Genomic DNA, 24,140 nt, shown 5'->3' with positions numbered 1-24,140 from the left:
TCGACCGACTAACCTTCGTGTCGTGACCGTGCATGACTCTCTAAGTTCCAAGCACTTGATAGTATACGGCAGTCGCTATGGCGAACTGCCTATCAACCTCACTAACTGAGTTAAGTCGGTAAAAATCGAATGGCCTTTTGAGGTGTGGTCAATACGAAGGAAATGTTGCTGAAAACAAAAAACTATTGAAAAAAGAGGTTTACAATGGGAGATAAACCGATATCATTTAGGGACAAAGATGGAAACTTCGTTTCTGCGGCCGATGTATGGAATCCAAAGAAGCTTGAAGAGCTCTTCACTCGCTTAAATCCAAACCGTAAGCTCCGTCTTGAACGTGAGCGTCTGGCAAAAGAAGAAGCAGCGAAACACCCTGAATTACATGAAGAAACAGAGCAAGTCTAGCACTTGCTCTGTTTTTGTCTTCTCAAATTGTGGCAATCAAAAACAGCTACTCTAGTAAGAGTAACTGTTGTGATGATTAGGCGTTTAGAACCTTGTCCAAGAATTCTTTCAAACGTGGATGTTGAGGGTTATCGAAGATTTGATCTGGTGTGCCATCTTCGAGGAACTCACCATCCGCAGTAAAGATTACTCGGTTAGCAACTTGACGGGCAAATCCCATTTCGTGAGTAACGATAAGCATGGTCATTCCTTGTTGTGCTAACTCTTTCATAACGTCAAGAACGTCTCCGACCATTTCAGGGTCAAGAGCAGAAGTCGGTTCGTCAAAGAGCATGATGTCAGGATTCATGGCCAAACCACGGGCAATTGCCACACGTTGTTTTTGTCCACCTGACAAGCTATCTGGTGTCGCTTCAGCCTTGTCTTCAAGACCAACACGCTTCAACAAATCCATCGCTAATTTATCAGCTTCTTCCTTAGTCATACGTCCAAGTTCAACCGGTGCGAATGTTACGTTTTCAAGTACTGACATGTGTGGGAAGAGGTTGAAGTGTTGGAAGACCATCCCGATGTTTTCACGGGCTTTGTCAACATTTGTCTTAGGATCTGATAATTCAAAACCATCCACGATTACTTTACCTGATGTAATTGTTTCAAGTAGATTTAGGGTACGAAGGAAGGTTGATTTACCAGAACCTGAAGGTCCGATGATACAAACAACATCGCCCTCGTAGAATTTGGCGTCAATGCCTTTAAGGACTTCATTGTCGCCATATGATTTGTGCAAGTCCTGCACATCGATTTTCAATTCAGCCATTATTTAAGTCTCTTTTCTAGTCGTTTAGCCAATTTCGTTAAGAATGTGATGATGACCAAGTAAAGGATGGCCAAGATAGCATACATACGGAATGATTGGTAGTTACGAGCAATAATGATTTTACCAGTTTGGAAGAGTTCGACCAAACCGATAGCTGATACGATAGTCGTATCCTTCAATGAGATAACAAATTGGTTGATGAAGTTTGGCAACATCAAGCGGACAGCCTGTGGCAAAATAACCTTACGCATGGTTGTATTGTAAGGAACACCCAAGCTTCGACTGGCTTCCATTTGACCAATTGGCACAGCTTCAATACCACCACGCACAATTTCAGCAATGTAAGCACCACCATTAAGTGAGAGGGCGATAGTCGCTGCCACAAAGTCATTGATTGGTGATTGGTGACCAGTGATATTTTCAATCAAGTTTGGAATACCCCAATAGATGAAGGCTGCAACGATCATCAATGGGATACCACGGACAACGTCAACGAAGACTTGTGAAATCACACGAAGGGTCTTGTTTGGTGCAACTGCCATCATACCGAAGATGACACCGATAATCATGGCAATCGCAAATGAAAGAAGGGTCAATCCAATAGTGATACCAAGACCTTGAAGAAGTTGGTGGTAGTTGTTTTTAATTAAGCCAACAATTGTTGTTTCATCAACAGCTTTGGTTGAGCTCTTTTCTTTAGATTTGTTATTGTCAAGGTATTTGTTGATAATCTTATCATAAGTACCGTCTTTAACAATAGCAGCCAAACCATTGTTGAACATTGTAATCAATTCAGGGTTAGTCCCTTTTTTAACAGCAAACCCAACTTCACCAGTAGAGATTCCCTTAATAGGTGTTTCAAAGTTACGTCCTTGTTGGATAGCGTAAAGAAGAACAGCTTCGTCATCCATAAGGGCATCGATTGAACCAGAGTTCAAGCTGTCATACATAGTAGAAGCTTCATCGTATGCACGAAGCGTGAAGCCATACTTATCGGCATTTTCTTCTAACCAAGAGTAAGAAGATGTTCCGTTTTTGGCACCAATAGTCTTACCTTTGAGATCTTCGTATTTCTTAACGTTAGAGCCTTTTTTCACAGCCAAACGAATGTTTGAAGTGTAGTAAGGATCTGAGAAATCAAAGATTTGTTTACGGGCATCCGTGATGGTCATACCAGCTAATACCGCATCGGCTTGGCTAGATTGAACGGCATTAAGGGATGCATCGAAACCAGGGTTGGTTAATTTGACATTGAAACCTTGGTTTTTAGCAATAGCGTTGATGATGTCAACGTCAATACCAACATACTTACCAGAACCATTTTGATATTCAAATGGTGCAAATGATGAGTCCATTGAGATGGTGTAAGTTTCCTTGGCAGGAGTTGCTTTTGCATTAGCATCACCAGTCAATTTAAGATCTGCTGAAGGTTTTGAAGAAGATTTTGATGAGTTACCCAACCATTTTTTCATGATTTTGTCGTAGGTACCATCTTTCTTCATAGCTTTAAGAGCTTCGTTGAATTCCTTGATGAGGTATTCGTATTTGCCCCCTTTTTTCACAGCGAAGGCAAAGCTACCGATAGATTCAGGCTTAATATTGATGGCATAGTCTTTACCTTGACCAATAGCGTATTGAACAACAGGAGTGTCGTCCATGGCTGCATCAACGGAACCAGAATCCAAACTATTGTTCATCAAATCACTGGTGTCAAACGTTTTAACAGTGAAGCCATACTTGCTTGCGTTTTTATCAAGCCATGATTGGGCAGCAGTACCGTTTTTAACACCGACTGTTTTACCCTTCAATTGTTTGTAGTCACTGATTTTATCACTACTACGTGTGTAGATAACAATGGATGTGTCGTAATAAGTGTCTGAGAAAGTGAAGACTTTCTTACGGGCATCGGTAACAGTCGTACCAGCCATAAGGGCATCGGCCTGTCCTGCTTGTACCGCATTAACGGCTGCGTCAAAACCAGGATAGGTTTGGTTAACATCCCATTTTTCACGTTTGGCAACTTCATTGATAATATCAACGTCGATACCCTTGTAGGTCTGATCAGAGTCTTTGAATTCAAATGGGGCATAGGCTGTATCTGAAACAACTGAAATCGTGCTAGCAGATGCTTTAGCTCCGAAAACAAAGAAAACTGACATGGCACTCAAAAAGAGTGTCAGAAGTTTTTTCTTCATTATAAAAAGTTCTCCTTTATAAAATACCTTCCTATTTTATCAAAAAAAGCCTTTGTTATCAAACTTTGAGAAGTTTGATGTTAGAAAATATAACAAGATTCGTCAATTATTAGAGCTATTTAAGAAGAAGTTGACAAGCCTATGTCAATTCGTTACACTGGAATCTAACACAAGTAAGGTTTGTAACAGGAGTTATTTAAATGAAAAAACGTATGCTTGAGAAATATACTAGACTATATGATAAAGTCCCAAGTTGGCTGATGATTATGCTCTCTTGCCTTATTGCTACTGGTTTTGTCCTTATAGGTGGACTGTTAGCAGGTTTTGTTGTAGGAATTCCGGTAGCCCTTGTCCTCTTTGTCATGATGCTAAATGGTAGTGTGCAACCGCAGGATATTAATGCAATCGCCTTTAAGTTATTCTCATCTGAGTATTTTGAACTGGGTGTTTTTGCCTTTACTGCTCTGATCGTCTTTTTCTGGGTCAAAGTTGTTGAAAAACGCTCCATTCGTTCCCTTGGATTCTTTAGAGGCTCTATTTGGTGCCATATGCTCAAGGGCTGGGGATTTGGGACTCTACTCTTGTTAGTGAGTTTTCTCGGGACTTATTTACTTGGTGGTTTAGAATTTGTAAGAGTAGATTTTTCTCAGAGAACCCTCCTATATATACTATCCCTAATACCTTTCTGGTTTATCCAAGGTGGAACCGAGGAGCTAGTGACTCGTGGTTGGTTGCTTCAGACAGTGACTAATAAATTGAACCTTTCTTGGGGAATTGCTATTTCAAGTTCTCTCTTTTCAATGCTACACATGGGAAATCAAGGTGTTACCGCCTTGTCTCTTATCAGTATTGTTTTAGTAGGGGTTCTCATGGCCCTTTACATGCTCAAGACAGATAATATCTGGGGTGTTGCTGCCCTTCACGGTGCTTGGAACTTTGCGCAAGGAAATCTAGTTGGCGTGGCAGTTAGTGGACGGGATGCAGGCGGTAGCTTATTGCACTTTCAGGCCAGGTCAGGCGTACCTGATTGGTTGTCAGGTGGAGCCTTTGGTCTAGAAGGGAATATCGTTACCTGTCTCGTTCTCCTGGTAGGTATCGTCATTCTCCGATTACAATTGAAAAAAGAAAATTTTTAAGGCTGAGTTCTAAAGACTCGGTCTTTTTACTTCTATGTTAAAATAGAAGAAACACTTGGAGGGGACAATATGATAGTTAAGCTTGATAGGGTCATGTTGAAATTGAAAATAGTGGTTGGCCTTATATTTTCCGTCTTGTCTTTATGGATTCTTTGTCCTGAGCTCATTAGAGGTTCTCTCCGTGAAAATCCAGTCAAGCAGTTTCTTGCTGTCATTGTTTTATTTTGGCTTTTATTTTCCATTATTCTTCTCATAGACGGTATCGTAAATCTCAAAGGTCATGGTAACCTCTTGGAACTTGATGACAATTTCTTGACCTACTACGGCCAAGCATTTGGACGGAAAACCTTTGACATTCCCTTATCCGAGATTGAATTTGTCAAGAAAGCTTGGACAACACGGATGGAGGATATTGAACGCTCTTCGACGGTGAGATATTCTTTGAAACGCATTGAGCATGTCTTCGACTATGATGCCGAAGTTGATGATAAAAAGAGGTACCAGGTTTTGCTTGTCTTCTTCAAAAATGGTGAGACAGCTGTTACCTATGATAAAAAGCTTGGTCATCAATCACGGAAGAAACGTGCCTATGTCGCTAAAATGCGAATGATTCAAATTCCGCTTACAAGTGGGGAAATTTTCTCCGACCAAGAGATGAATGATTACATAAATGAAAGGAAAAATCATGATAGATAGAAAAGAAGACAACCAATTTCATTTGGTTTCTAAATACGAACCTTCTGGGGACCAACCTCAGGCCATCGAAACCTTGGTTGATAATATTGAAGGTGGGGAGAAGGCTCAAATCCTAAAGGGAGCAACAGGGACAGGTAAGACCTATACCATGAGTCAGGTCATCCAGCGCGTGAATAAACCAACCTTGGTTATCGCCCACAATAAAACTTTGGCAGGTCAGCTTTATGGTGAGTTCAAAGAATTTTTCCCAGACAATGCTGTGGAATACTTCGTTTCCTACTACGATTTCTATCAGCCAGAGGCCTATGTGCCATCATCAGATACCTATATTGAAAAAGATAGCTCTGTCAATGACGAAATTGATAAGCTCCGTCACTCAGCAACATCAGCCCTATTGGAACGCAATGATGTGATCGTTGTGGCTTCTGTTTCTTGTATTTACGGTTTGGGTTCGCCCAAAGAATATGCGGATTCAGCTGTCAGCCTGCGTCCTGGCCAAGAGATTTCTCGAGACAAGTTGCTCAATGACTTGGTTGATATTCAATTTGAGCGAAACGATATTGATTTTCAACGTGGGAAATTCCGTGTACGTGGCGATGTGGTCGAAATTTTTCCTGCCAGCCGTGACGAACATGCTTTTCGAGTGGAATTTTTCGGTGATGAGATTGACCGCATATGTGAGATTGAGAGTCTGACCGGACGTAATCTCGGTAAAGTTGAGCACCTTGTTCTTTTCCCGGCTACTCACTTTATGACCAATGAAGAGCATATGGAAGAAGCCATCAAGAATATTATGGCAGAGATGGAAGCTCAGGTTAAGCAATTTGAAGCCGAGGGAAAACTCATCGAGGCTCAACGTATCCGTCAACGGACAGAATACGATGTCGAAATGCTTCGTGAGATGGGTTACACCAACGGTGTCGAAAACTACTCACGCCACATGGATGGTCGTAAAGAAGGCGAGCCACCATTTACTCTACTTGATTTCTTCCCAGAAGATTTCCTCATTATGATTGATGAAAGCCACATGACAATGGGACAGATTAAAGGAATGTATAACGGAGACCAAGCCCGTAAGAAGATGTTGGTTGATTACGGTTTCCGTTTGCCATCGGCTCTTGATAACCGTCCCCTCCGACGTGAAGAATTCGAGAGTCATGTGCATCAGATTGTCTATGTGTCTGCTACACCGGGCGACTATGAGATGGAACAGACCGAGACTGTGGTTGAGCAAATCATCCGTCCAACAGGGCTTCTTGATCCAGAAGTCGAAGTTCGTCCAACTATGGGTCAAATGGATGACCTTCTTGGTGAAATTAATGTCCGTACTGAAAAAGGTGAGCGTGTCTTCGTCACAACTTTGACTAAGAAGATGGCTGAGGACTTGACGGACTACCTCAAGGAAATGGGTGTCAAGGTCAAATACATGCACTCTGACATTAAGACTCTAGAGCGTACGGAGATTATCCGTGACCTGCGTCTAGGTGTCTTTGATGTCCTTATCGGAATTAACCTTCTCCGTGAGGGGATTGACGTTCCTGAAGTTAGTCTGGTTGCTATTTTGGATGCGGATAAGGAAGGCTTCCTTCGTAACGAACGTGGACTTATCCAAACAATTGGACGTGCTGCCCGAAATAGCGAAGGACACGTAATCATGTATGCGGATAAGATTACGGAGTCTATGCAGAAAGCCATGGATGAAACGGCTCGTCGTCGTGAAATCCAAATGGCCTATAATAAGGAACACGGCATTGTTCCACAAACCATCAAGAAAGAAATTCGAGATCTTATTTCGATTACCAAGGCTAATGAAGCAGAAGTGGCAGAGGATACGGTGGACTACAGTGCCATGAATAAGAAAGAACGCCAAGAAGCCGTCAAGAAACTTCAAAAACAAATGCACGAAGCAGCAGAATTGCTTGACTTTGAATTGGCGGCTCAAATCCGTGATATGGTGTTAGAACTGAAGAGTATGGATTAATTGACATTTCAGACTTAGCCATTATTTAAGCAATCTACTGTATATGAAAGGAAGGAAAATATGTCACGTTCGCAAGCAACTATTTTGACCAATATGTGCCTCATTGAAGATGGTCATGGAAATATTGTCATGCAAATCCGTGATCCAAAACGTTATTCCTGGTCGGGAGCAGCCCTGCCCGGTGGTCATATCGAAGCACATGAAGGTCTAGTAGAATCAGTTATCCGTGAAGTTAAGGAAGAAACTGGCTTGACCATCAGAAATCCTAAGCTAGTTGGTATGAAGCATTGGTACACGACAGATGACGAGCGTTACCTGGTTTTCCTCTATAGAGCTTCAGACTTTGAAGGAGATATTCACTCGACAGAAGAGGGCGAAGTTCGCTGGGTTGCTAGGGAGGATGTGCCTAAGATGGACTTGGCCTATGATATGCTCAATCTGTTACGTGTCTTTGAAGAAGACCAGCTCTCAGAACTTTTCTATCGGGAGCGCCTTGAAGATGACTTCATCCGAGAATTTTGGTAATAAAATGAACTATTTATTCAAATGAATGAATAGTTTTTTTATTATTTTTAAAACGATATGGAGAGCTTTAAAATAAAGCAAATTCCTAGTGATTAACAAGCAAAAAATTAATAAAAATAAAAATTATAATCAATAAAAGTCCATTTCCCCATTGACAAATGAATAATAATACATTATTATACTTACATAGTTAATAAATATAGAAAAGAGATTGATTATGAAAACATGGAAGAAACTTTTGTTGGGACTTACTGGAGTCTTTGCTTTGACGGCTTTGGCTGCTTGTTCGTCATCAAATAATACCTTGGACAAGGTCAAGGATAAGGGAACTTTGACAGTTGCTCTTAATCCCCACTTTGCTCCCTTTGAATTTAAAACCCTCCAAGATGGTAAAGATACTGTCGTTGGGGCAGATGTTGAAATTGCTAAGGCTATTGCTGATGAACTTGGTGTGAAAGTCAAATTCTCTGAAATGTCCTTTGACAATGTCCTAGCCAGCGTTCAGTCTGGTAAAGCAGATATTGCCATTTCTGGTATTTCAGCAACGAAAGAACGTCAGAAAACCTTCGATTTCTCAGATACTTACTATGAGTCTGAAACAGTTCTTGTCGTTAAAAAAGACGACACAGGAACTTATAAACAAACCAGCGACTTTGCTAAGAAATCTGTAGCTGTTCAAAAAGGTTCTATCCAAGAAAAAATTGCCAAATCTAATTTGTCAGATGCTAATGTTGTCGCTTTGTCACAACCTGGCGAAGCCATCAATGAATTGAAGTCTGGTCAAGTTAATGGTGTCGTTCTTGAAAAAGCTATTGCTCAAGGTTACGTGGAACAAAATAGTGACTTGGCTGTGTCAGACATTAAGCTCAAGTCAGATTCAAATGATGCTTATGCTGTAGCCATGCCTAAGGGAAGCGATAAACTAAAAGCTAAAGTCAACAAGGTGATTACTAAACTCAAAAAAGAAGGTAAAATTGATAGCTTTGTACAAGACGCTTACGCTCTCTCGCTAAAGAGTCCTACTAAATAAGGAGTAAACAATGAAGAAATTTTGGTTTGTACTCACGGCCTTAGTCGCAACTTGCGTCCTGGTCGCCTGTAGCGGAAGTCAGGGGGTGAAACCTCAAACGATTAAGGACAAGAAGAAAATTGTTGTCGCCACTGAATCAGAGTTTGCGCCTTTTGAATTCAAAACGCTCATTAATGGCAAGGACACTTTGGTCGGAGCAGATATCGAGTTGGCCAAGGCCATCGGAAAGAAATTAGGTGTCAAGGTCGAATTTTCCGTTATGTCATTTGACAATGTCCTAGCTAGTGTGCAAAGTGGCAAGGCAGATATTGCCATCGCAGGGATCTCGGTAACAAACGAGCGTAAGAAAGTCTATGATTTTTCTGATAGCTATTACACCGCTGAAAATGTGGTTATTGTCAAGAAAGATAAGGTCAATGACTTTACAAGCACTGATAGTCTAGCTAAACAAACCGTCGGTACTCAAAAAGGATCTGTTCAAGAAACAGTCGCTAAGAAACAAATTCCGAAAGCTAGCGTGGTTTCACTGGCTTCAAATGGTGAAATGATTAATGAACTCAAGTCAGGACAAATTCAGGCCGTTGTACTTGAAAAGGCTATTGCTGAGGGGTATATCTCTCAAAATGATGATTTGACCCTTGCCAACTTTAACCTCAAGTCAGACGGTTCAGATGCCTATGCAGTTGCAACACGTAAAGGCTCAGATGCCTTACTTAAAGAAATTAACGCCGTCATCAAAGAGACTAAAAACTCAGGCAAATTTGACCAATGGCTAAAAGAAGCATCGACTTACAAACAAAGTAAGTAAAATGAAAAGAGTTTCTATGATGAATTGAATAAAAGTTTTTTTAGAAACTTTCCTTAGGTGATGCCGAACGTCAGCCAACTTCTTTGAAGTTCCATGACTAGGTTTTGTACCTAAGATCTCAAAATTTCCAAGCACCTGAAACGAACACGTTTCAGGTGCTTTCATCACGGCGGAAAGTCTCATTTGATGCTTACTTTGCTAACTTAAGAGAGTTTTCAAAAATATTCTTAAATCTAAAATGGGGAATACCCCATTTTTTATTGAATTCTATGTTAAAAACAGGTATTATCAATGTAAGTCTGTCATAAATGACAATAAATAATGTAGTAAAGCAGAGCTTGAGATTAGCAAGGAGAGATAATGAAGCTACCACGTTTTGGTGTTGAAGAATGGCTTAATGTCCATGAAAAATCCGCCATTTATGATATTGCAGGTGTTTCAATTAAGGCCCTTACCCTAGAGGAATTATTTGACCTCTCAGGTATTGATAAGGACACTTTTTTTAACCAACTTTTAAGGAAAAAGATGGATTACGGCTGGATCGAAGGGTCGCCAGAGTTTAAGGCTCAGGTGTCAAGTTTGTACAAGAATATGCCAGTTGACAATATCCTCCAAACCAATGGGGCTACAGGTGCGACTATGCTTGCCCTCTATGCTCTGATTGAGCCAAAGGACCACGTTATCTCCATGTATCCCACCTATCAACAACTTTATGATATTCCTAAATCCCTAGGAGCAGAAGTGGATTTCTGGGAAGTTCAGGAAGATAAGGGCTGGTTGCCTGATTTGGATCAACTGCGTCGGCTGATTCGTCCTAATACCAAGATGATTTGTATTAACAATGCTAATAATCCTACCGGTGCCCTTATGAATGCTTCCTACCTCAAGGAGTTGGTGGCCATTGCTAAGGAAGTGGGCGCCTATATTTTCTCAGATGAGGTTTATCGCAGTTTTGATCATCCTGCTCCTTCCATCGTTGACTTGTATGACAAAGGTATTACGGTCAATAGTCTGTCGAAAACCTATTCAATTCCTGGTATCCGAGTAGGCTGGGTAGCTTCTAATGCGGAGGTGGCTTCTATTCTGCGAGATTATCGTGATTACACAATGATTTGTGCCGGTGTTTTTGATGACATGGTGGCGACCCTTGTCCTCAAAAATAAGGAAGCCATCTTGGAGCGTAACCGTAAGATTGTGACGGAAAATATAGCTCTTATGGATGCCTGGATTGCTGGTGAGCCTAAGGCTTCTTGGATTCGCCCAGCTAGTGTGTCGACTTCCTTTGTCAAGTTAGAGGTTCCTCGTCCCATTGAAGACTTTGCTCTTGAACTTTTACAGGACTATGGTGTTCTCGTTGTTCCAGGTAACCGTTTTGACAAGGAATCCCATGTCCGCATCGGCTATTGTTGTGACAAGGAAGTTCTTCAGAAGGGTTTGGAAAAACTTTCGCAATTTTTGCATAAATGTTGACATTATCACTAATTTCAAGTAAAATAACAAGCGAAAAATTATATTTATACAGGAGTTTCTTATGAAAATGAAAAAACTTTTCCTTGGGGCTATGGCTCTCCTTGCTACTGTGACTTTAGTAGCTTGTGGGTCAAAAAAGGATGCTTACGAATCCATTAAAGAAAATAAAAAGCTTGTTGTAGCTGTGAGCCCAGACTACGCACCATTTGAGTTCAAAACCTTGATTGATGGCAAGGACCAAGTGGTTGGTTCAGATATCAAATTGGCACAAGCTATCGCCGATGAACTCGGGGTTAAACTTGAAGTGACAACAATGAGTTTTGACAATGTCCTCTCTAGCCTTCAAGCTGGTAAGGCTGATATTGCTATTTCAGGTATCTCAGTGACAGCTGAACGTAAGAAAACCTTTGATTTCTCAGATCCTTACTACGAAACACAAAATGCTATCATCGTACGTAAAGATCAAGCCGCTGATTACTCAAGCTTAGATGCTTTCAAAGGTAAAAAAGTAGCCGTTCAAAAAGGAACTATTGAAGAAGGCCTTGCTAAGAAACAATTGAAAGATTCAACAGTCGTATCACTGACAGCTATGGGTGAAGCTATTAACGAAGTCAAATCTGGCCAAGTTGATGCTGTTGACCTTGAAAAACCAGTAGCAGAAGGATATGTTGCCCAAAATTCAGATTTAACTTTGGCAAGCGTTGCTCTTAAAGTTAATGATGGCGATGCGAAAGCTGTTGCCATGACTAAAGGTAATGATAAGTTGAAAAAAGCTGTTAATAAAGTTATCAAGAAATTGAAAGATAATGGTACTTACGACGAGTACATCAAGGATGCTTCTAAATACACAGCAGTTGACTAAAATAGGAACTGGAGATGATTTCTCTAGTTAGCTTGAAGACCAAGTCTTCTTTTTGAGACTTTCCTTAGGTGAAGTTGGAACTTATCCTTTCCTAAGGAGGTTTCAAACCTAGAATCTCAAAACTACCAGCGCCTGAAACTATAGAAGTTTCAGGCGTTTTATCGTGGCAGAAAGTTGTGTTAATAATCTCCTTATTGGAGAAAGGAGTACACCAAGGTTTTTGAAGTGATACTTAGGTCATCTCACTATTTAAAATGCTCTGTATATGTATTGACTAGAGAAATTTTTATTATGCCTAAGGAAGTAAAAACCTATCTAGAATTTCAAAAGGTGGAAACCTAAAAGATATTTCTTGACAGACAAAGATGAGTTTTGTATACTTGAATAGAACGTGTAAAATGTTACATTATCTTGAGGAGGTGAATTCAATGTCAAAAACAGTTGTTCGTAAAAACGAATCACTTGACGACGCTCTTCGTCGTTTCAAACGTTCTGTGACTAAAGCTGGTACTCTTCAAGAGGCTCGTAAACGTGAACATTACGAAAAACCTTCTGTAAAACGTAAACGTAAATCAGAAGCAGCTCGCAAACGTAAAAAATTCTAATTAAGAATGATTCTATAGCAAAAAAGCTTGAGTATATTCTCAAGTTTTTTTCTGTTTTAGCGAATAGATAAGACAGTTGGTTTTACTAAAACGAAAAAGATGTCTAATAATTATCAGACATCTTAGTTTCATATGCTTTTAGTTAAACAAATAGAGATTATTTGTTTGCAAGAAGGTCGCGGATTTCAGCGAGCAATTCTTCTTGTGATGGACCAGCATTTTCAGCAGCTTCTTCAGCAGCTTCTTTAGCGGCTTTATTGCTAAGAGCAGTTGCTTTACCAGCAGCTTTAACAACGAAGAAGAGAGTAGTACCAACGATGATGAAGTTGATGACTGCGCTCAAGAAGCTACCGTATGCGATACCATTCCATGACAATTTAGAAAGGTTTTCAACGTTAGCAGCCTTAACAACTGGGTTAAGGATAAGTGGTGTGATGATATCACCAACAAGTGAAGTAATGATAGCGTTGAAAGCAGCCCCCATAACAACGGCTACAGCAAGGTCAAGGACATTCCCCTTGAACAAAAAGTCTTTAAGTTCTTTAATCATTTTGACAATGATTCCTTTCTTTTATTTACTTTTAATAGTTTATCCGATTTTGTATACCTTGACAAGGGATTTGCTCAGAAAAATCATTTTTATTTTACTTTCATTTTTCATCATGCTATAATTAAGGGTAATGCAATTATGGTAAGATAGGGGGCGAGTATATGGCAATTGATAAAGCTTTAATAGAAGATATTAAGAGCAGTACCAATATCGTTGACGTGATTGGTGAAGTTGTCAGTCTAAATCGAGCAGGTCGCAATTACCTCGGACTTTGTCCCTTTCATAAGGAGAAAACCCCCTCTTTTAACGTTATTGAGGACAGGCAGTTTTACCATTGCTTTGGTTGTGGAAAGTCTGGGGATGTCTTTAAATTTTTAGAAGAATACCGTCAGATTTCTTTCCAAGAAAGTGTCAAGGTTCTGGCAGATCGCTTAGGTATCGCAGTTACGATAGATGCGCCAAGGCAAGCCCAACAGCAGCATTCTCCAAATCAAGCTTTTTACGATCTTCATGAGGATGCTCTTAAATTTTATCATGCCGTACTGATGACGACTAAGATAGGAGAGACGGCGCGTGCTTATCTTTATGAGCGTGGCATGACTGACGATTTACTTAAGGCCTTTCAGATTGGTCTATCCCCTGACGAACCAGATTATCTCTATCAGTCTGTTTCCAAAAAATACGACGAAGAGGTGCTGACAGAATCAGGTCTTTTTAATCTTTCTGAAAGTAATCGTCTTTTCGATACCTTTAAAAATCGAATCATGTTTCCGCTCAAAAATGAATTCGGTAAGACAATAGGTTTTTCAGGTCGTGTTTGGACTAAGGAAGCTATTGAACAAGGGCAAGCTAAGTACAAAAATACCAGAGCTACTCGCATTTTCAATAAATCCTATGAACTCTACCACTTAGATCAGGCTAAGCCAGTGATTCAGAAGACTCATGAAGTCTATTTGATGGAGGGCTTCATGGATGTTATTGCTGCTTATAGGGCTGGGCAGGTCAATGCGGTAGCTTCTATGGGAACGGCTCTGACGCCTGAACATGTCAATCGTCTTCGAAAATTAACCAAGAAGATTGTTTTGACTTATGATGGTGATAAGGCTGGGCAAAATGCTATTGCTAAGTCTTTGGAGCTTTTGTCGGACTTCCAGGTCGATATTGTTAAAATACCAGACAATATGGATCCTGATGAGTACCTTCAAAAAACATCTGAAGAGGCTTTGGGTAAACTGCTGGTCGAGTCTCGCATCTCAGATGTGGAATTTTGGATTGGCCAACTTAAACCTGCTAATGTAGATAATCTTCAAGCAGAGATTGCTTATGTTGAGCAGATTGCAAAGATTATTGCCAAGTCACCATCTGTGACGGCGCAAAATTCTTACATTTCTAAGGTGGCTGACTTACTGCCTGACTTTGACTTTTTCCAAGTTGAGCAAGCAGTTAACAACGAGCGCCTGACCTTGAGAAATCAGCAGACGGCTCAATTATCGGCTGCTGGCAATAGTAGTTATGAGTCTTCTGCGTCAGGATTTAGAGGAACGGTTAAGCTACCATCTACGCCTAAGATTACAGGCCTCCGTCGGGCGGAAAATCAACTCTTCCATCGCATGCTTAATCATCCTATGATCTTGAATGATTACCGGATGCGGGATGATTTTTTCTTCCAGACAGCCGAGCTAGAGGAGCTTTATCAGCTTCTTAAGCAGGATGGCCAGATTGACACGGTAGCTTTGTCTGTGCTTCCTCAAGAGGTACAAACAGCCTATTATCAGGTTTTAGAGGAGATTTTGCCACCTGAAACCAGTTTAGAAGAAGTCCAGGCTATTGAAGAGCGTAGAAATCATTTTCTGAGGGAACTGGACTTTCGTAAGCAAAGTAAACAAATAAGAGAATCAAGTAACCATGGTGATGTGGATGCAGCGGTGGAAGCCCTGCAGATGCTTATCGCCCAAAAACGAGATATGGAGTAACACATGGCAAAGAAAAAACAAAATACAGCATTTAACGTTCAAGTCGCTGATTTCATTCGTAACCACAAAAAAGCAGGTACAGCAATTGATGATGAAGTCACAGAAAAACTGGTTATCCCATTTGTTCTTGATGCTGACGGTATTGATGACCTTTTGGAACGTTTGACAGACGGTGGTATCTCTATCACTGATAAGGATGGAAACCCTTCATCTAAATATGTTGTTGAAGCACCAAAACCAGAGGAATTGACAGACGAGGAGCTTCTTGGTTCAAACTCAGCTAAGGTCAATGACCCTGTTCGTATGTACCTCAAAGAAATTGGGGTAGTCCCTCTTTTGAGTAATGAAGAGGAAAAAGAATTGGCTATAGCTGTCGAAAATGGTGACTTGGAAGCTAAACAACGTTTGGCAGAAGCCAACCTTCGTTTGGTCGTCTCAATCGCTAAACGTTATGTGGGACGTGGTATGCAATTCTTGGACTTGATTCAAGAAGGTAACATGGGGCTTATGAAAGCCGTTGATAAATTTGATTACTCTAAAGGTTTCAAATTCTCAACTTATGCGACATGGTGGATCCGTCAAGCTATCACACGTGCCATCGCAGACCAAGCACGTACCATCCGTATCCCAGTTCACATGGTTGAAACCATCAATAAATTGGTCCGTGAGCAACGTAATCTTTTGCAAGAGTTGGGCCAAGACCCTACACCTGAACAAATTGCAGAGCGCATGGGTATGACACCAGATAAAGTCCGTGAAATCCTCAAAATCGCTCAAGAACCAGTCTCACTTGAAACACCTATTGGTGAAGAAGATGACAGTCATTTGGGTGACTTTATCGAAGATGAAGTTATTGAAAATCCAGTCGATTACACGACTCGTGTCGTTCTTCGTGAACAATTGGATGAAGTCCTTGATACTTTGACAGACCGTGAAGAAAACGTTCTTCGTCTCCGTTTTGGTCTTGATGATGGGAAAATGCGTACTTTAGAAGATGTTGGTAAAGTCTTCAATGTTACTCGTGAACGTATTCGTCAGATTGAAGCGAAAGCCCTTCGTAAATTGCGCCATCCAAGCCGCAGTAAACAGCTTAAAGACTTTATTGAAGACTAAGAGAGTAAAATGGAGTAGGGCCTGATGTAGGGCCCTGATTTTGGAGGAAAAACTATGTCTGAAGTGACCTATACTGAAGCAGAAATTGAAAAAATCAAAGACCGTATCTTGGAAGCCCTGGAAATGGTTATCGACCCAGAGCTAGGGATTGATATTGTTAACTTAGGCCTCATATACGACATCCGTTTTGAGCAGGATGGTTCCACTGAGATTGATATGACCTTGACAACGATAGGTTGTCCCTTGGCAGATCTTTTAACAGACCAAATTCATGATGCCATGAAAGAGGTACCAGAAGTCACTAAGACTGAAGTGAAGTTGGTCTGGACACCAGCTTGGTCTGTAGAAAAAATGAGCCGTTATGCCCGTATCGCTCTAGGTATTCGTTAGGAGAACGTTTATGAAAACACTGGCTATCGTTGTCCCTTGTTATAATGAAGAAGAGACTATTCACCCATTTTTAGAAACTTGTCAATCTGTTGAAAAGCAGATGGCCAATCAACTGGCATTCGACTATTACTTTGTGAATGATGGTTCTAAGGATAAGACTTTAGAGGTATTGAGACAGGTTTCAAAGCAATTTGAAAATGTTCACTATCTATCTTTCTCACGTAATTTTGGTAAGGAAGCTGGCTTGCTTGCAGGTCTTGAAGCAGCTCAGGGTGACTATGTGACAGTTATGGATGCTGACCTTCAGGATCCGCCTGAACTGCTTATTGAGATGTATGCCAAAATTCAAGAAGGTTATGATGTTGTTGGGACCCGTCGTGCTGATCGTAAGGGAGAGCCTCCGATTCGTTCCATCTTTGCCAAGACTTTCTATTGGCTAATTAACAAAGTTTCTGATACCGAGATGGTTGATGGCGCACGTGATTTTCGTTTGATGACTCGCCAGGTTGTTGATGCTATCCTAGAACTCAAAGAGGTTAATCGTTTTTCAAAGGGACTCTTTTCTTGGGTTGGTTTCGATGTGGCCTATGTTTCTTATGAAAATCGTGAACGTGTAGCTGGAGAAACCTCTTGGTCTTTCTGGAAACTATTGAATTACTCTTTAGATGGTTTTATCAACTTTTCAGAAGTTCCTTTGAAACTAGCTACATGGGCAGGAACCTTCTCATTCTTGATTTCTTTGGTTGGAATTGTTTTCGTCATTATCAGAAAGTTGACCATTGGTGGAAGCGTAGCTGGTTGGGCGAGTCTTGTCTCTATTATCCTCTTTATCGGAGGTATTCAGCTCTTAGCGCTTGGTATCATCGGTCACTACATTTCCAAAATTTTCTTAGAAACTAAGAAACGTCCAGTGTATATTGTTAAGGAGAAGGGTTGAAAATGATTGAAGAGTTTTTAGGGTATCTTAGCAACTTCTGGGAGTTTATAAAAAGAAATAAAAAAGCATGCTTTATTATTCTTTCTATTTATCTAGTTGTAAACATTAATATTGGTTTAGCAGAGTTCCCATATATTGATGATATAGGTCGACAATTGGAAGGATATTCTGGCTTCTCAGAACATTATTCGAGATATCTTAGCGAGATATCTGCTCGGTTAATTCAAGGTGGAAGTCATTTAACTGATCCGGGACTTTCTACAAATATTATCTCAGCATTTATTTTAACTTTTGCAAGTGTAACTTTACTTTTTGTTTTATTTCCTTCGAAAAAAGTTAATCTAGCTTTGACTTTATCTTCAATAGTTATCGGTGTTAATCCATGGTTTCTAGAAGCACTGAGTTTTAGATTCGATAACCCATTTATGTCGTTGAGCATATTAGTGTCTCTCTTACCATTTATTTTTTGGGAATCAAAGAAGCTATTTAATCTTTTTTCAATCATATGTATTTATTTGATGTGTAATTCATATCAAGCATCGTCTGGAATATACATTTTGATGGTATTGACATTGGTATTTCTAGAGCTTATTTATGGAAATAAATTTAATATTAAGGGGTTACTGAACTCGGCCATATCATATATTATTGGTATGGTTTTGTATAAAGTACAAATTACTATTAAACCACCGATATTTGCGGAACAAGGGAAGACTCCAGGATTATTTCAACTTCCGAGTGTCATATTAGGCAATGCTAAAGGATATCTTAAAAATATCTATCTTCAAAGTTCTAAGACATGGATTTACCTTGTTATAGTATTACTCTTTTTGCTGATAGTAAATATCCTTATTAGTGGTAAACAGAAGAAGATATTTAGTCTATTATATACATTCATTTGGCTGTCTGTAGGTAGTGTGATTAGCTATGGTGCCTACTTAGCACTCCCAATGCAATTTTATTTAATGAGACCTAGATATGAGTATGGGCTAGGTGCATTTATCTCAATTATTTTAGTTGTAATTGTGGGTATAAGTAGTAAGAATAGTATTTTGAGTATTATCAAATCATCAGTTTCTGGCATATTTGTTTTTTATATGTTAACATTTTCACTTATTTATGTTAGTACATTGAAACAGCAAAATACAATATTTGAAACTCAAAGTTCGATTGTAGGAAATACGTTAAACAAATATGTCAATAAGAATAACCAAGTCGTTAATTTGAATAAATTCCTTCCGAATTCACCGATTTATGAAAATACTAGTTCTGTTTATCCCTTAATTGGAAGTTTAGTGATGCCAAATACCAATATTTCTTGGGACATGACTAAGAGATTTAACAGTTTGACAAAATTAGATGTTGAGTTCAAACCTTTTGATACAACACATCTAGATTCCAGTTATAAGTTACTAGAAACTACAAAATTGTTTGATCTTTATTCTAAAGATGAACAATTATATCTATTCATGAAATAGGAATTAGATAAACACAGAATAAAGCAGATTTTTTCTGCTTTTTTTGTTAAAATGAAACTAATATTATGTAATTACGAGGAGAATATTATGATTCTAGTAACAGGTGCAAATGGCCAACTCGGAACTGAACTTCGTCACCTTCTTGACGAACGCAACGAAGAGTATGTAGCAGTAGACGTAGCAGAGATGGACATTACAAATGCTGAGAAAGTAGACGAAGTGTTCTCAGAAGTGAAGCCAAGTTTGGTTTACCACTGTGCAGCCTACACTGCAGTGGATGCCGCTGAAGATGAAGGCAAAGAACTTGACTATGCTATTAATGTGACAGGAACTGAAAATGTCGCTAAAGCTTCAGAAAAGTATGGTGCAACGCTTGTTTATATTTCAACAGACTACGTTTTTGATGGTAAAAAACCAGTTGGACAAGAATGGGAAGTTGATGACAAACCAGATCCACAGACAGAATATGGTCGTACAAAACGCATGGGTGAAGAACTTGTTGAAAAACATGTTTCTAACTTCTACATCATTCGTACTGCGTGGGTATTTGGTAACTATGGTAAGAACTTTGTCTTCACTATGCAAAATCTTGCTAAGACTCACAAGACACTTACAGTCGTTAATGACCAACATGGTCGTCCAACTTGGACACGTACTTTGGCAGAGTTTATGACTTATTTGGCTGAAAATCGTAAGGAATATGGTTACTATCATTTGTCAAATGATGCAGCAGAAGATACAACTTGGTATGACTTTGCGGTTGAAATCCTCAAAGACACTGATGTTGAAGTGAAGCCTGTAGATTCAAGTCAATTTCCAGCCAAAGCGAAACGCCCGCTTAACTCTACAATGAGTTTGGCAAAAGCTAAGGCTACCGGATTTGTCATCCCAACATGGCAAGATGCTTTGAAAGAGTTTTACAAACAAGAAGTGAAATAATCGAAATAATAGAGATAATAAGAGAGCAGTCCCCTGTGACTGCTTTTCTGTTTGCATTAGGCAAAAGCCTTGTAAAATGGTATAATTGATTAGATTATAGACTTGTTAGAAAGGGGATTTATGCAACACGTATTCATTATCGGAAGTCGTGGACTTCCTGCAAAATACGGTGGTTTTGAGACATTTGTAGAGCAACTGGTCTCCAACCAAGTTTCATCCCAAGTTAAATACCATGTTGCCTGCCTTTCTGATGAAAAGGCCTATGAGCATTTCGAGTATAAGGGTGTAGATTGTTTCACAATCAAGGCACCCAAATTAGGTCCAGCTCGTGTGATTGCCTACGATATGATGGCTATTAACTACGCTTTAAAGATAATCCGTGATGAAAATATAAAAGAACCGATTTTTTATGTTCTAGGAAATACTATAGGTGCTTTTGTAGCTCCCTTTGCCAACAAGATTCATAAAATTGGTGGTAAATTCTATATTAATCCAGATGGTTTAGAGTGGAAAAGAGCTAAGTGGTCCAAGCCAGTACAAGCTTATCTAAAGTATTCTGAGAAAGTGATGACAAGATATGCTGACTTGGTTATCTCGGATAATCCAGGAATTGAAACCTATATTCAGGATGCCTATCCGTGGTCTAAGACAACTTATATTGCCTATGGAACGGACCTGTCACCGACCACACTTACAAATCAGGATGCTAAAGTTAGAGATATTTACAAGACGTGGAGCACTAACGAGAAAAATTATTATTTGATTCTTGGTCGTTTTGTTCCAGAAAACAACTATGAAACGGCTATTCGTGAGTTTATGAGTTCCTCAACGAAACGTGATCTAATTATTATTTGTAATCATGAGGGTAATGCTTACTTTGAGGAATTACGTTCCAAAACTCAGTTTGATAAGGATTCACGTGTTAAGTTTGTTGGAACTGTTTATGATCAAGACCTATTAAAATATATTCGTAAAGAAGCCTTTGCTTATATCCATGGTCATGAGGTTGGAGGAACCAATCCTGGCTTATTGGAAGCTCTAGCACAAACTGATTTGAATTTAGTTTTAGGTGTCCCGTTTAACCAGTCAGTAGCTCAAGATACAGCTCGTTACTGGAAAAAAGAAGAAGGGAACCTGTCGCATTTGATTGAGCAAGTAGATGAAGTTGAAGATTATTCTGAACTAGGTAAGTTAGCTAAAGAAAATATGAAACAGAACTTTACTTGGAAAAAAATTGTAGGTGAATACGAGGAGTTATTTTTATCATGAAAGTAAATATCTTACTGTCTACCTACAATGGTGAACAGTTTTTAGAGGAACAAGTAAAGAGTATCCAAGAGCAAACCTATCAGGAATGGCAACTTCTCATTCGTGATGATGGTTCGTCTGATGGAACAGTAGAAGTTATTAAACAATTGGTTGCTAAAGACCCACGTATTCACTTTATCAATGAGAATCAAGTCGAAAATGTTGGTGTTATCAAAAGTTTTCACACTCTACTCAAGTATGGGGATGCAGACCTTTATTGTTTTAGTGATCAGGATGATTTTTGGCTTCCTGACAAAATCTCACTTCAAGTGGCAGAAGCAAAAAAGTATTCTCAAGATAAGCCTTTACTGATTTATACTGATTTAAAGGTAGTAGACGAAAATCTATCAGTCCTCCATGAGAGTATGATTCGTACTCAGTCCGACCATGCTAATACTGAGTTGATTCAAGAGTTGACTGAAAACACAGTTACTGGCGGTGTTGTTATGATTAACCATGCTTTAGCGGACTTATGGACTGGTGAGGAAAAATATGATTTGCTGATGCATGACTGGTATCTGGGTTTGCTAGCTTCTGCATTTGGGAATCTAGTCTATATTGATGAGCCAACTGAACTTTATCGTCAGCATAGCAGTAATGTCCTTGGAGCTCGAACTTTGCGAAAAAGGATGAAGAATTGGGTTAGACCCCATATCCTATTTGCCAAATATTGGAGTCTTATTAAAGCTAGTCAAGATCAGGCTAGAAATTTACTAGAACTCCCGTTAAGTTCAACGAATAAGGAAATCATTGAAAACTTTGTGACAATTATGGATGCTCCATTTAGAGAGCGCTTTGGACGTATCCGAAAATATGGTTATCGAAAAAATAGAGCATTTCATACAACTGTATTTACGACATTGATTCTTACAAAGTTTGCATATAGAGGAGAAAAAGATGTTAGACTTTTTTAGTCAGAAAAATCGTATTTTGTTACGAGAAATGGTAAAAACCGATTTTAAATTGCGCTATCAAGGTAGTTTAATCGGTCATTTGTGGTCTATTTTGAAACCACTTATGCTCTTTACAATCATGTACCTAGTGTTTGTTCGCTTCTTGCGTTTTGACGACGGAACACCGCATTACGCTATTGGCCTCTTAATTGGTATGGTTACATGGAGTTTCTTTTCGGAAGCGACTAGTATGGGGATGATGTCAATTGTATCAAGGGGTGACTTGTTACGAAAATTGAATTTTTCAAAAGAGATTATCGTCATTTCATCTGTTGTTGGGGCCTCAATTAACTATATTATTAACCTACTTGTTGTCTTTGTTTTTGCCTTAGTCAATGGTGTCAATTTTTCATTTGGCTGGCTGACAGTTATTCCATTGTTTGCTGAACTCTTTCTTTTCTCAGCAGGTATTGCCTTTGTCTTAGCAACTCTCTTTGTTAAGTACCGTGATATCGGTCCGATTTGGGAGGTAGTTATGCAAGCTGGTATGTATGCGACACCTATTATCTATTCGTTGACATTTATTTTGCAACGTGGACAGGTTAAGATTGCAAAACTGATGATGTTGAATCCTTTAGCACAAATTATTCAGGACTTGCGACACTTTATTGTCTTCTCCGGTAGCTTACGAGGTTGGGATTTAATTGGTCATAAGGCTATTGCTGTTATTCCATATTTCCTACCATTTGTCATCTTTGCTATTGGTTACTACATTTTCCATCATCAAGCTAAAAAATTCGCGGAGATTCTCTAATGACAGAAAAGAAAATTGCAGTTAAAGTGGACCATGTAAGTAAGTTTTTCAAATTACCGGTTGAGTCCACTCAAAGTCTTAGAACTGCCTTGGTAAATAGATTTAAAGGAATCAAAGGCTATAAAGAACAACATGTTTTGAAGGACATTGACTTTGAAGTTGAGGAAGGAGATTTCTTTGGAATCGTGGGAAGAAATGGTTCAGGGAAATCGACATTATTGAAGATTATTTCTCAGATTTATGTTCCTGAGCAAGGGACTGTTACTGTGAATGGTAAAATGGTTTCATTTATTGAACTTGGTGTCGGATTTAATCCTGAACTAACAGGGCGTGAGAACGTTTATATGAATGGAGCCATGCTTGGCTTTACGACAGCAGAAGTAGACGCCATGTATGATGAGATTGTTGAGTTTGCTGAGCTTGAAGATTTCATGAACCAAAAACTCAAGAACTACTCATCTGGTATGCAGGTCCGCTTGGCATTCTCTGTGGCTATTAAGGCACAGGGGGATGTTCTTATCCTTGATGAAGTTCTGGCAGTAGGTGATGAAGCTTTCCAACGTAAGTGTAACGACTACTTTATGGAACGTAAAAAATCAGGAAAGACAACTATTCTTGTAACCCATGATATGGGTGCCGTTAAGAAGTACTGTAACAAGGCTATCTTGATTGAAAATGGTTATATCAAAGCAAAAGGTGAGCCTCGTGATGTTGCTAATCAATATAGCTTTGATAATACTGAACAAGTGGTTACTTCAGATCAACCGGGAATTGAAAGAAGTGGTTCAGTTGTTGAAAATTTGAAGCTGTCACTATTGTCTTCTAAAAGAGCTACACCAAATGAACCAATTTCATTTGATTTGACGTATACTTTGCTTGAAGATGTGCCTACTTATATTGCTATCTCATTTACAGATATTGATCGTAATATTTGGATTTATAACGATAATACGATGGATGATTTAACAAGTGGTAAGGGTGACATTAAAGTAAACTATCAGTGTTCACTAGCAGGACTAAATGATATTAAGTTAAAACTCGAAATTACTGTGAGGGATGCGAATAACCAAGTTCTAGCCTTTCTTCCAGCTGATGAGATTCCAGTTATTGTTCTAAATAGGAATGATATCGATGAAGATGATGAGTCAGCTAAAGATTCTGCAACTGGTATTATTCAAAGAAATGGGAAGTGGAGTTTTTCTTAAGTAAAAAGGAAAG

General features: G+C 39.3%; 23 protein-coding genes. 20 read left to right on the top strand and 3 right to left on the bottom strand.

The window, feature by feature from the left end; translation table 11 throughout:
- Window positions 1-204 precede the first annotated feature (204 nt).
- Entirely contained in the window at window positions 205-402 is a 198-nt protein-coding gene (locus tag HMPREF0848_RS05620; protein WP_008535221.1) for a hypothetical protein, read from the top strand.
- A 76-nt stretch (window positions 403-478) separates the two neighbouring features.
- Here HMPREF0848_RS05620 and HMPREF0848_RS05615 read toward each other — a convergent pair whose 3' ends face one another.
- Entirely contained in the window at window positions 479-1,219 is a 741-nt protein-coding gene (locus HMPREF0848_RS05615; RefSeq protein ID WP_002889453.1) for an amino acid ABC transporter ATP-binding protein, read from the bottom strand.
- Entirely contained in the window at window positions 1,219-3,414 is a 2,196-nt protein-coding gene (locus HMPREF0848_RS05610) for an ABC transporter substrate-binding protein/permease (protein WP_002889451.1), read from the bottom strand. The genes HMPREF0848_RS05615 and HMPREF0848_RS05610 overlap by 1 nt, the downstream gene beginning before the upstream one ends.
- 200 nt (window positions 3,415-3,614) lie before the next feature.
- Between HMPREF0848_RS05610 and HMPREF0848_RS05605 the strand changes: the two genes are divergently transcribed.
- The 9 genes from HMPREF0848_RS05605 (at window position 3,615) to rpsU (ending at window position 12,527) form a co-directional block, all read left to right on the top strand.
- The gene (locus HMPREF0848_RS05605; protein ID WP_008535219.1) at window positions 3,615-4,550 is read left to right on the top strand and encodes a CPBP family intramembrane glutamic endopeptidase; all 936 of its coding nucleotides are present in this window, start codon (window positions 3,615-3,617) and stop codon (window positions 4,548-4,550) included.
- 69 nt (window positions 4,551-4,619) lie between these two features.
- Window positions 4,620-5,246 carry a hypothetical protein gene (locus HMPREF0848_RS05600; RefSeq protein ID WP_008535218.1) on the top strand — a complete coding sequence of 209 codons (627 nt, stop codon included), beginning with the start codon at window positions 4,620-4,622 and terminating at the stop codon, window positions 5,244-5,246.
- On the top strand, window positions 5,236-7,227 hold the full coding sequence (gene uvrB / locus HMPREF0848_RS05595; protein ID WP_037609003.1) for an excinuclease ABC subunit UvrB: 1,992 nt from the start codon (window positions 5,236-5,238) through the stop codon (window positions 7,225-7,227). Before HMPREF0848_RS05600 ends, uvrB begins: the two co-directional genes overlap by 11 nt.
- A 60-nt stretch (window positions 7,228-7,287) precedes the next feature.
- Window positions 7,288-7,752, top strand: a complete 465-nt coding sequence (locus HMPREF0848_RS05590; RefSeq protein ID WP_008535215.1) for an 8-oxo-dGTP diphosphatase — start codon at window positions 7,288-7,290, stop codon at window positions 7,750-7,752.
- Window positions 7,753-7,969: 217 nt separating this feature from the next.
- Window positions 7,970-8,782, top strand: a complete 813-nt coding sequence (locus HMPREF0848_RS05585; protein WP_008535213.1) for a transporter substrate-binding domain-containing protein — start codon at window positions 7,970-7,972, stop codon at window positions 8,780-8,782.
- A 10-nt stretch (window positions 8,783-8,792) separates the two neighbouring features.
- Window positions 8,793-9,590 (top strand): transporter substrate-binding domain-containing protein, encoded by a 798-nt coding sequence (locus HMPREF0848_RS05580; RefSeq protein ID WP_008535211.1) that lies wholly within the window; start codon window positions 8,793-8,795, stop codon window positions 9,588-9,590.
- A gap of 360 nt (window positions 9,591-9,950) precedes the next feature.
- Window positions 9,951-11,060, top strand: coding sequence for an aminotransferase (locus HMPREF0848_RS05575; RefSeq protein ID WP_008535210.1), 1,110 nt, complete (start codon window positions 9,951-9,953; stop codon window positions 11,058-11,060).
- Between the two features lie 67 nt (window positions 11,061-11,127).
- The gene (locus tag HMPREF0848_RS05570; RefSeq protein WP_037609165.1) at window positions 11,128-11,922 is read left to right on the top strand and encodes a transporter substrate-binding domain-containing protein; all 795 of its coding nucleotides are present in this window, start codon (window positions 11,128-11,130) and stop codon (window positions 11,920-11,922) included.
- A 428-nt stretch (window positions 11,923-12,350) separates the two neighbouring features.
- The gene (gene rpsU / locus HMPREF0848_RS05565) at window positions 12,351-12,527 is read left to right on the top strand and encodes a 30S ribosomal protein S21 (RefSeq protein ID WP_002884573.1); all 177 of its coding nucleotides are present in this window, start codon (window positions 12,351-12,353) and stop codon (window positions 12,525-12,527) included.
- Window positions 12,528-12,684: 157 nt separating this feature from the next.
- Here the strand turns inward: rpsU and mscL are convergent, their stop codons facing one another.
- The gene (gene mscL, locus HMPREF0848_RS05560) at window positions 12,685-13,077 is read right to left on the bottom strand and encodes a large conductance mechanosensitive channel protein MscL (protein ID WP_008535198.1); all 393 of its coding nucleotides are present in this window, start codon (window positions 13,075-13,077) and stop codon (window positions 12,685-12,687) included.
- Between the two features lie 161 nt (window positions 13,078-13,238).
- Here mscL and dnaG point away from each other — a divergent pair, with 161 nt between their 5' ends.
- From dnaG to HMPREF0848_RS05510, 10 genes are all read left to right on the top strand, one after another.
- Complete coding sequence (gene dnaG / locus HMPREF0848_RS10660; RefSeq protein ID WP_008535197.1) at window positions 13,239-15,050, top strand: DNA primase; 1,812 nt, start codon at window positions 13,239-13,241, stop codon at window positions 15,048-15,050.
- A 3-nt stretch (window positions 15,051-15,053) separates the two neighbouring features.
- A complete protein-coding gene (rpoD, locus tag HMPREF0848_RS10655) occupies window positions 15,054-16,163 on the top strand; it encodes an RNA polymerase sigma factor RpoD (protein WP_008535195.1) in 1,110 nt (369 codons plus the stop codon).
- A gap of 54 nt (window positions 16,164-16,217) precedes the next feature.
- A complete protein-coding gene (locus HMPREF0848_RS05545) occupies window positions 16,218-16,553 on the top strand; it encodes a metal-sulfur cluster assembly factor (RefSeq protein ID WP_008535193.1) in 336 nt (111 codons plus the stop codon).
- 10 nt (window positions 16,554-16,563) lie between these two features.
- Window positions 16,564-17,490 (top strand): glycosyltransferase family 2 protein, encoded by a 927-nt coding sequence (locus HMPREF0848_RS05540; RefSeq protein WP_008535192.1) that lies wholly within the window; start codon window positions 16,564-16,566, stop codon window positions 17,488-17,490.
- Between the two features lie 2 nt (window positions 17,491-17,492).
- On the top strand, window positions 17,493-18,968 hold the full coding sequence (locus HMPREF0848_RS05535) for a glucosyltransferase domain-containing protein (RefSeq protein WP_008535191.1): 1,476 nt from the start codon (window positions 17,493-17,495) through the stop codon (window positions 18,966-18,968).
- 87 nt (window positions 18,969-19,055) lie between these two features.
- Complete coding sequence (gene rfbD, locus HMPREF0848_RS05530) at window positions 19,056-19,907, top strand: dTDP-4-dehydrorhamnose reductase (protein WP_037609000.1); 852 nt, start codon at window positions 19,056-19,058, stop codon at window positions 19,905-19,907.
- Between the two features lie 120 nt (window positions 19,908-20,027).
- The gene (cps2T, locus tag HMPREF0848_RS05525) at window positions 20,028-21,176 is read left to right on the top strand and encodes a beta 1-4 rhamnosyltransferase Cps2T (protein WP_021152374.1); all 1,149 of its coding nucleotides are present in this window, start codon (window positions 20,028-20,030) and stop codon (window positions 21,174-21,176) included.
- A complete protein-coding gene (locus tag HMPREF0848_RS05520; protein ID WP_008535188.1) occupies window positions 21,173-22,129 on the top strand; it encodes a glycosyltransferase family 2 protein in 957 nt (318 codons plus the stop codon). Before cps2T ends, HMPREF0848_RS05520 begins: the two co-directional genes overlap by 4 nt.
- Window positions 22,113-22,922, top strand: coding sequence for an ABC transporter permease (locus HMPREF0848_RS05515; RefSeq protein ID WP_008535187.1), 810 nt, complete (start codon window positions 22,113-22,115; stop codon window positions 22,920-22,922). Before HMPREF0848_RS05520 ends, HMPREF0848_RS05515 begins: the two co-directional genes overlap by 17 nt.
- Window positions 22,922-24,127, top strand: a complete 1,206-nt coding sequence (locus HMPREF0848_RS05510) for an ABC transporter ATP-binding protein (RefSeq protein WP_008535183.1) — start codon at window positions 22,922-22,924, stop codon at window positions 24,125-24,127. The genes HMPREF0848_RS05515 and HMPREF0848_RS05510 overlap by 1 nt, the downstream gene beginning before the upstream one ends.
- Window positions 24,128-24,140 lie beyond the last annotated feature (13 nt).

This window comes from Streptococcus sp. C150, assembly GCF_000187445.1.
In the GTDB taxonomy this organism is placed as follows: Bacteria; Bacillota; Bacilli; order Lactobacillales; family Streptococcaceae; genus Streptococcus; species Streptococcus raffinosi.
The sequence above is the reverse complement of the archived record's forward strand: the minus strand, read 5'-3'. Positions and strand labels throughout refer to the sequence as shown.

Coding starts and splice junctions, on each gene's coding strand:
- HMPREF0848_RS05620 (WP_008535221.1), top strand. CDS start 205: ATGGGAGATAAACCGATATCATTTAGGGACAAAGATGGAAACTTCGTT.
- HMPREF0848_RS05545 (WP_008535193.1), top strand. CDS start 16,218: ATGTCTGAAGTGACCTATACTGAAGCAGAAATTGAAAAAATCAAAGAC.
- mscL (WP_008535198.1), bottom strand. CDS start 13,077: ATGATTAAAGAACTTAAAGACTTTTTGTTCAAGGGGAATGTCCTTGAC.
- HMPREF0848_RS05515 (WP_008535187.1), top strand. CDS start 22,113: ATGTTAGACTTTTTTAGTCAGAAAAATCGTATTTTGTTACGAGAAATG.
- HMPREF0848_RS05610 (WP_002889451.1), bottom strand. CDS start 3,414: ATGAAGAAAAAACTTCTGACACTCTTTTTGAGTGCCATGTCAGTTTTC.
- HMPREF0848_RS05590 (WP_008535215.1), top strand. CDS start 7,288: ATGTCACGTTCGCAAGCAACTATTTTGACCAATATGTGCCTCATTGAA.
- HMPREF0848_RS05575 (WP_008535210.1), top strand. CDS start 9,951: ATGAAGCTACCACGTTTTGGTGTTGAAGAATGGCTTAATGTCCATGAA.
- HMPREF0848_RS05535 (WP_008535191.1), top strand. CDS start 17,493: ATGATTGAAGAGTTTTTAGGGTATCTTAGCAACTTCTGGGAGTTTATA.
- dnaG (WP_008535197.1), top strand. CDS start 13,239: ATGGCAATTGATAAAGCTTTAATAGAAGATATTAAGAGCAGTACCAAT.
- HMPREF0848_RS05570 (WP_037609165.1), top strand. CDS start 11,128: ATGAAAAAACTTTTCCTTGGGGCTATGGCTCTCCTTGCTACTGTGACT.
- HMPREF0848_RS05615 (WP_002889453.1), bottom strand. CDS start 1,219: ATGGCTGAATTGAAAATCGATGTGCAGGACTTGCACAAATCATATGGC.
- HMPREF0848_RS05585 (WP_008535213.1), top strand. CDS start 7,970: ATGAAAACATGGAAGAAACTTTTGTTGGGACTTACTGGAGTCTTTGCT.
- rfbD (WP_037609000.1), top strand. CDS start 19,056: ATGATTCTAGTAACAGGTGCAAATGGCCAACTCGGAACTGAACTTCGT.
- uvrB (WP_037609003.1), top strand. CDS start 5,236: ATGATAGATAGAAAAGAAGACAACCAATTTCATTTGGTTTCTAAATAC.
- HMPREF0848_RS05580 (WP_008535211.1), top strand. CDS start 8,793: ATGAAGAAATTTTGGTTTGTACTCACGGCCTTAGTCGCAACTTGCGTC.
- HMPREF0848_RS05540 (WP_008535192.1), top strand. CDS start 16,564: ATGAAAACACTGGCTATCGTTGTCCCTTGTTATAATGAAGAAGAGACT.
- rpoD (WP_008535195.1), top strand. CDS start 15,054: ATGGCAAAGAAAAAACAAAATACAGCATTTAACGTTCAAGTCGCTGAT.
- rpsU (WP_002884573.1), top strand. CDS start 12,351: ATGTCAAAAACAGTTGTTCGTAAAAACGAATCACTTGACGACGCTCTT.
- HMPREF0848_RS05520 (WP_008535188.1), top strand. CDS start 21,173: ATGAAAGTAAATATCTTACTGTCTACCTACAATGGTGAACAGTTTTTA.
- HMPREF0848_RS05605 (WP_008535219.1), top strand. CDS start 3,615: ATGAAAAAACGTATGCTTGAGAAATATACTAGACTATATGATAAAGTC.
- HMPREF0848_RS05600 (WP_008535218.1), top strand. CDS start 4,620: ATGATAGTTAAGCTTGATAGGGTCATGTTGAAATTGAAAATAGTGGTT.
- cps2T (WP_021152374.1), top strand. CDS start 20,028: ATGCAACACGTATTCATTATCGGAAGTCGTGGACTTCCTGCAAAATAC.
- HMPREF0848_RS05510 (WP_008535183.1), top strand. CDS start 22,922: ATGACAGAAAAGAAAATTGCAGTTAAAGTGGACCATGTAAGTAAGTTT.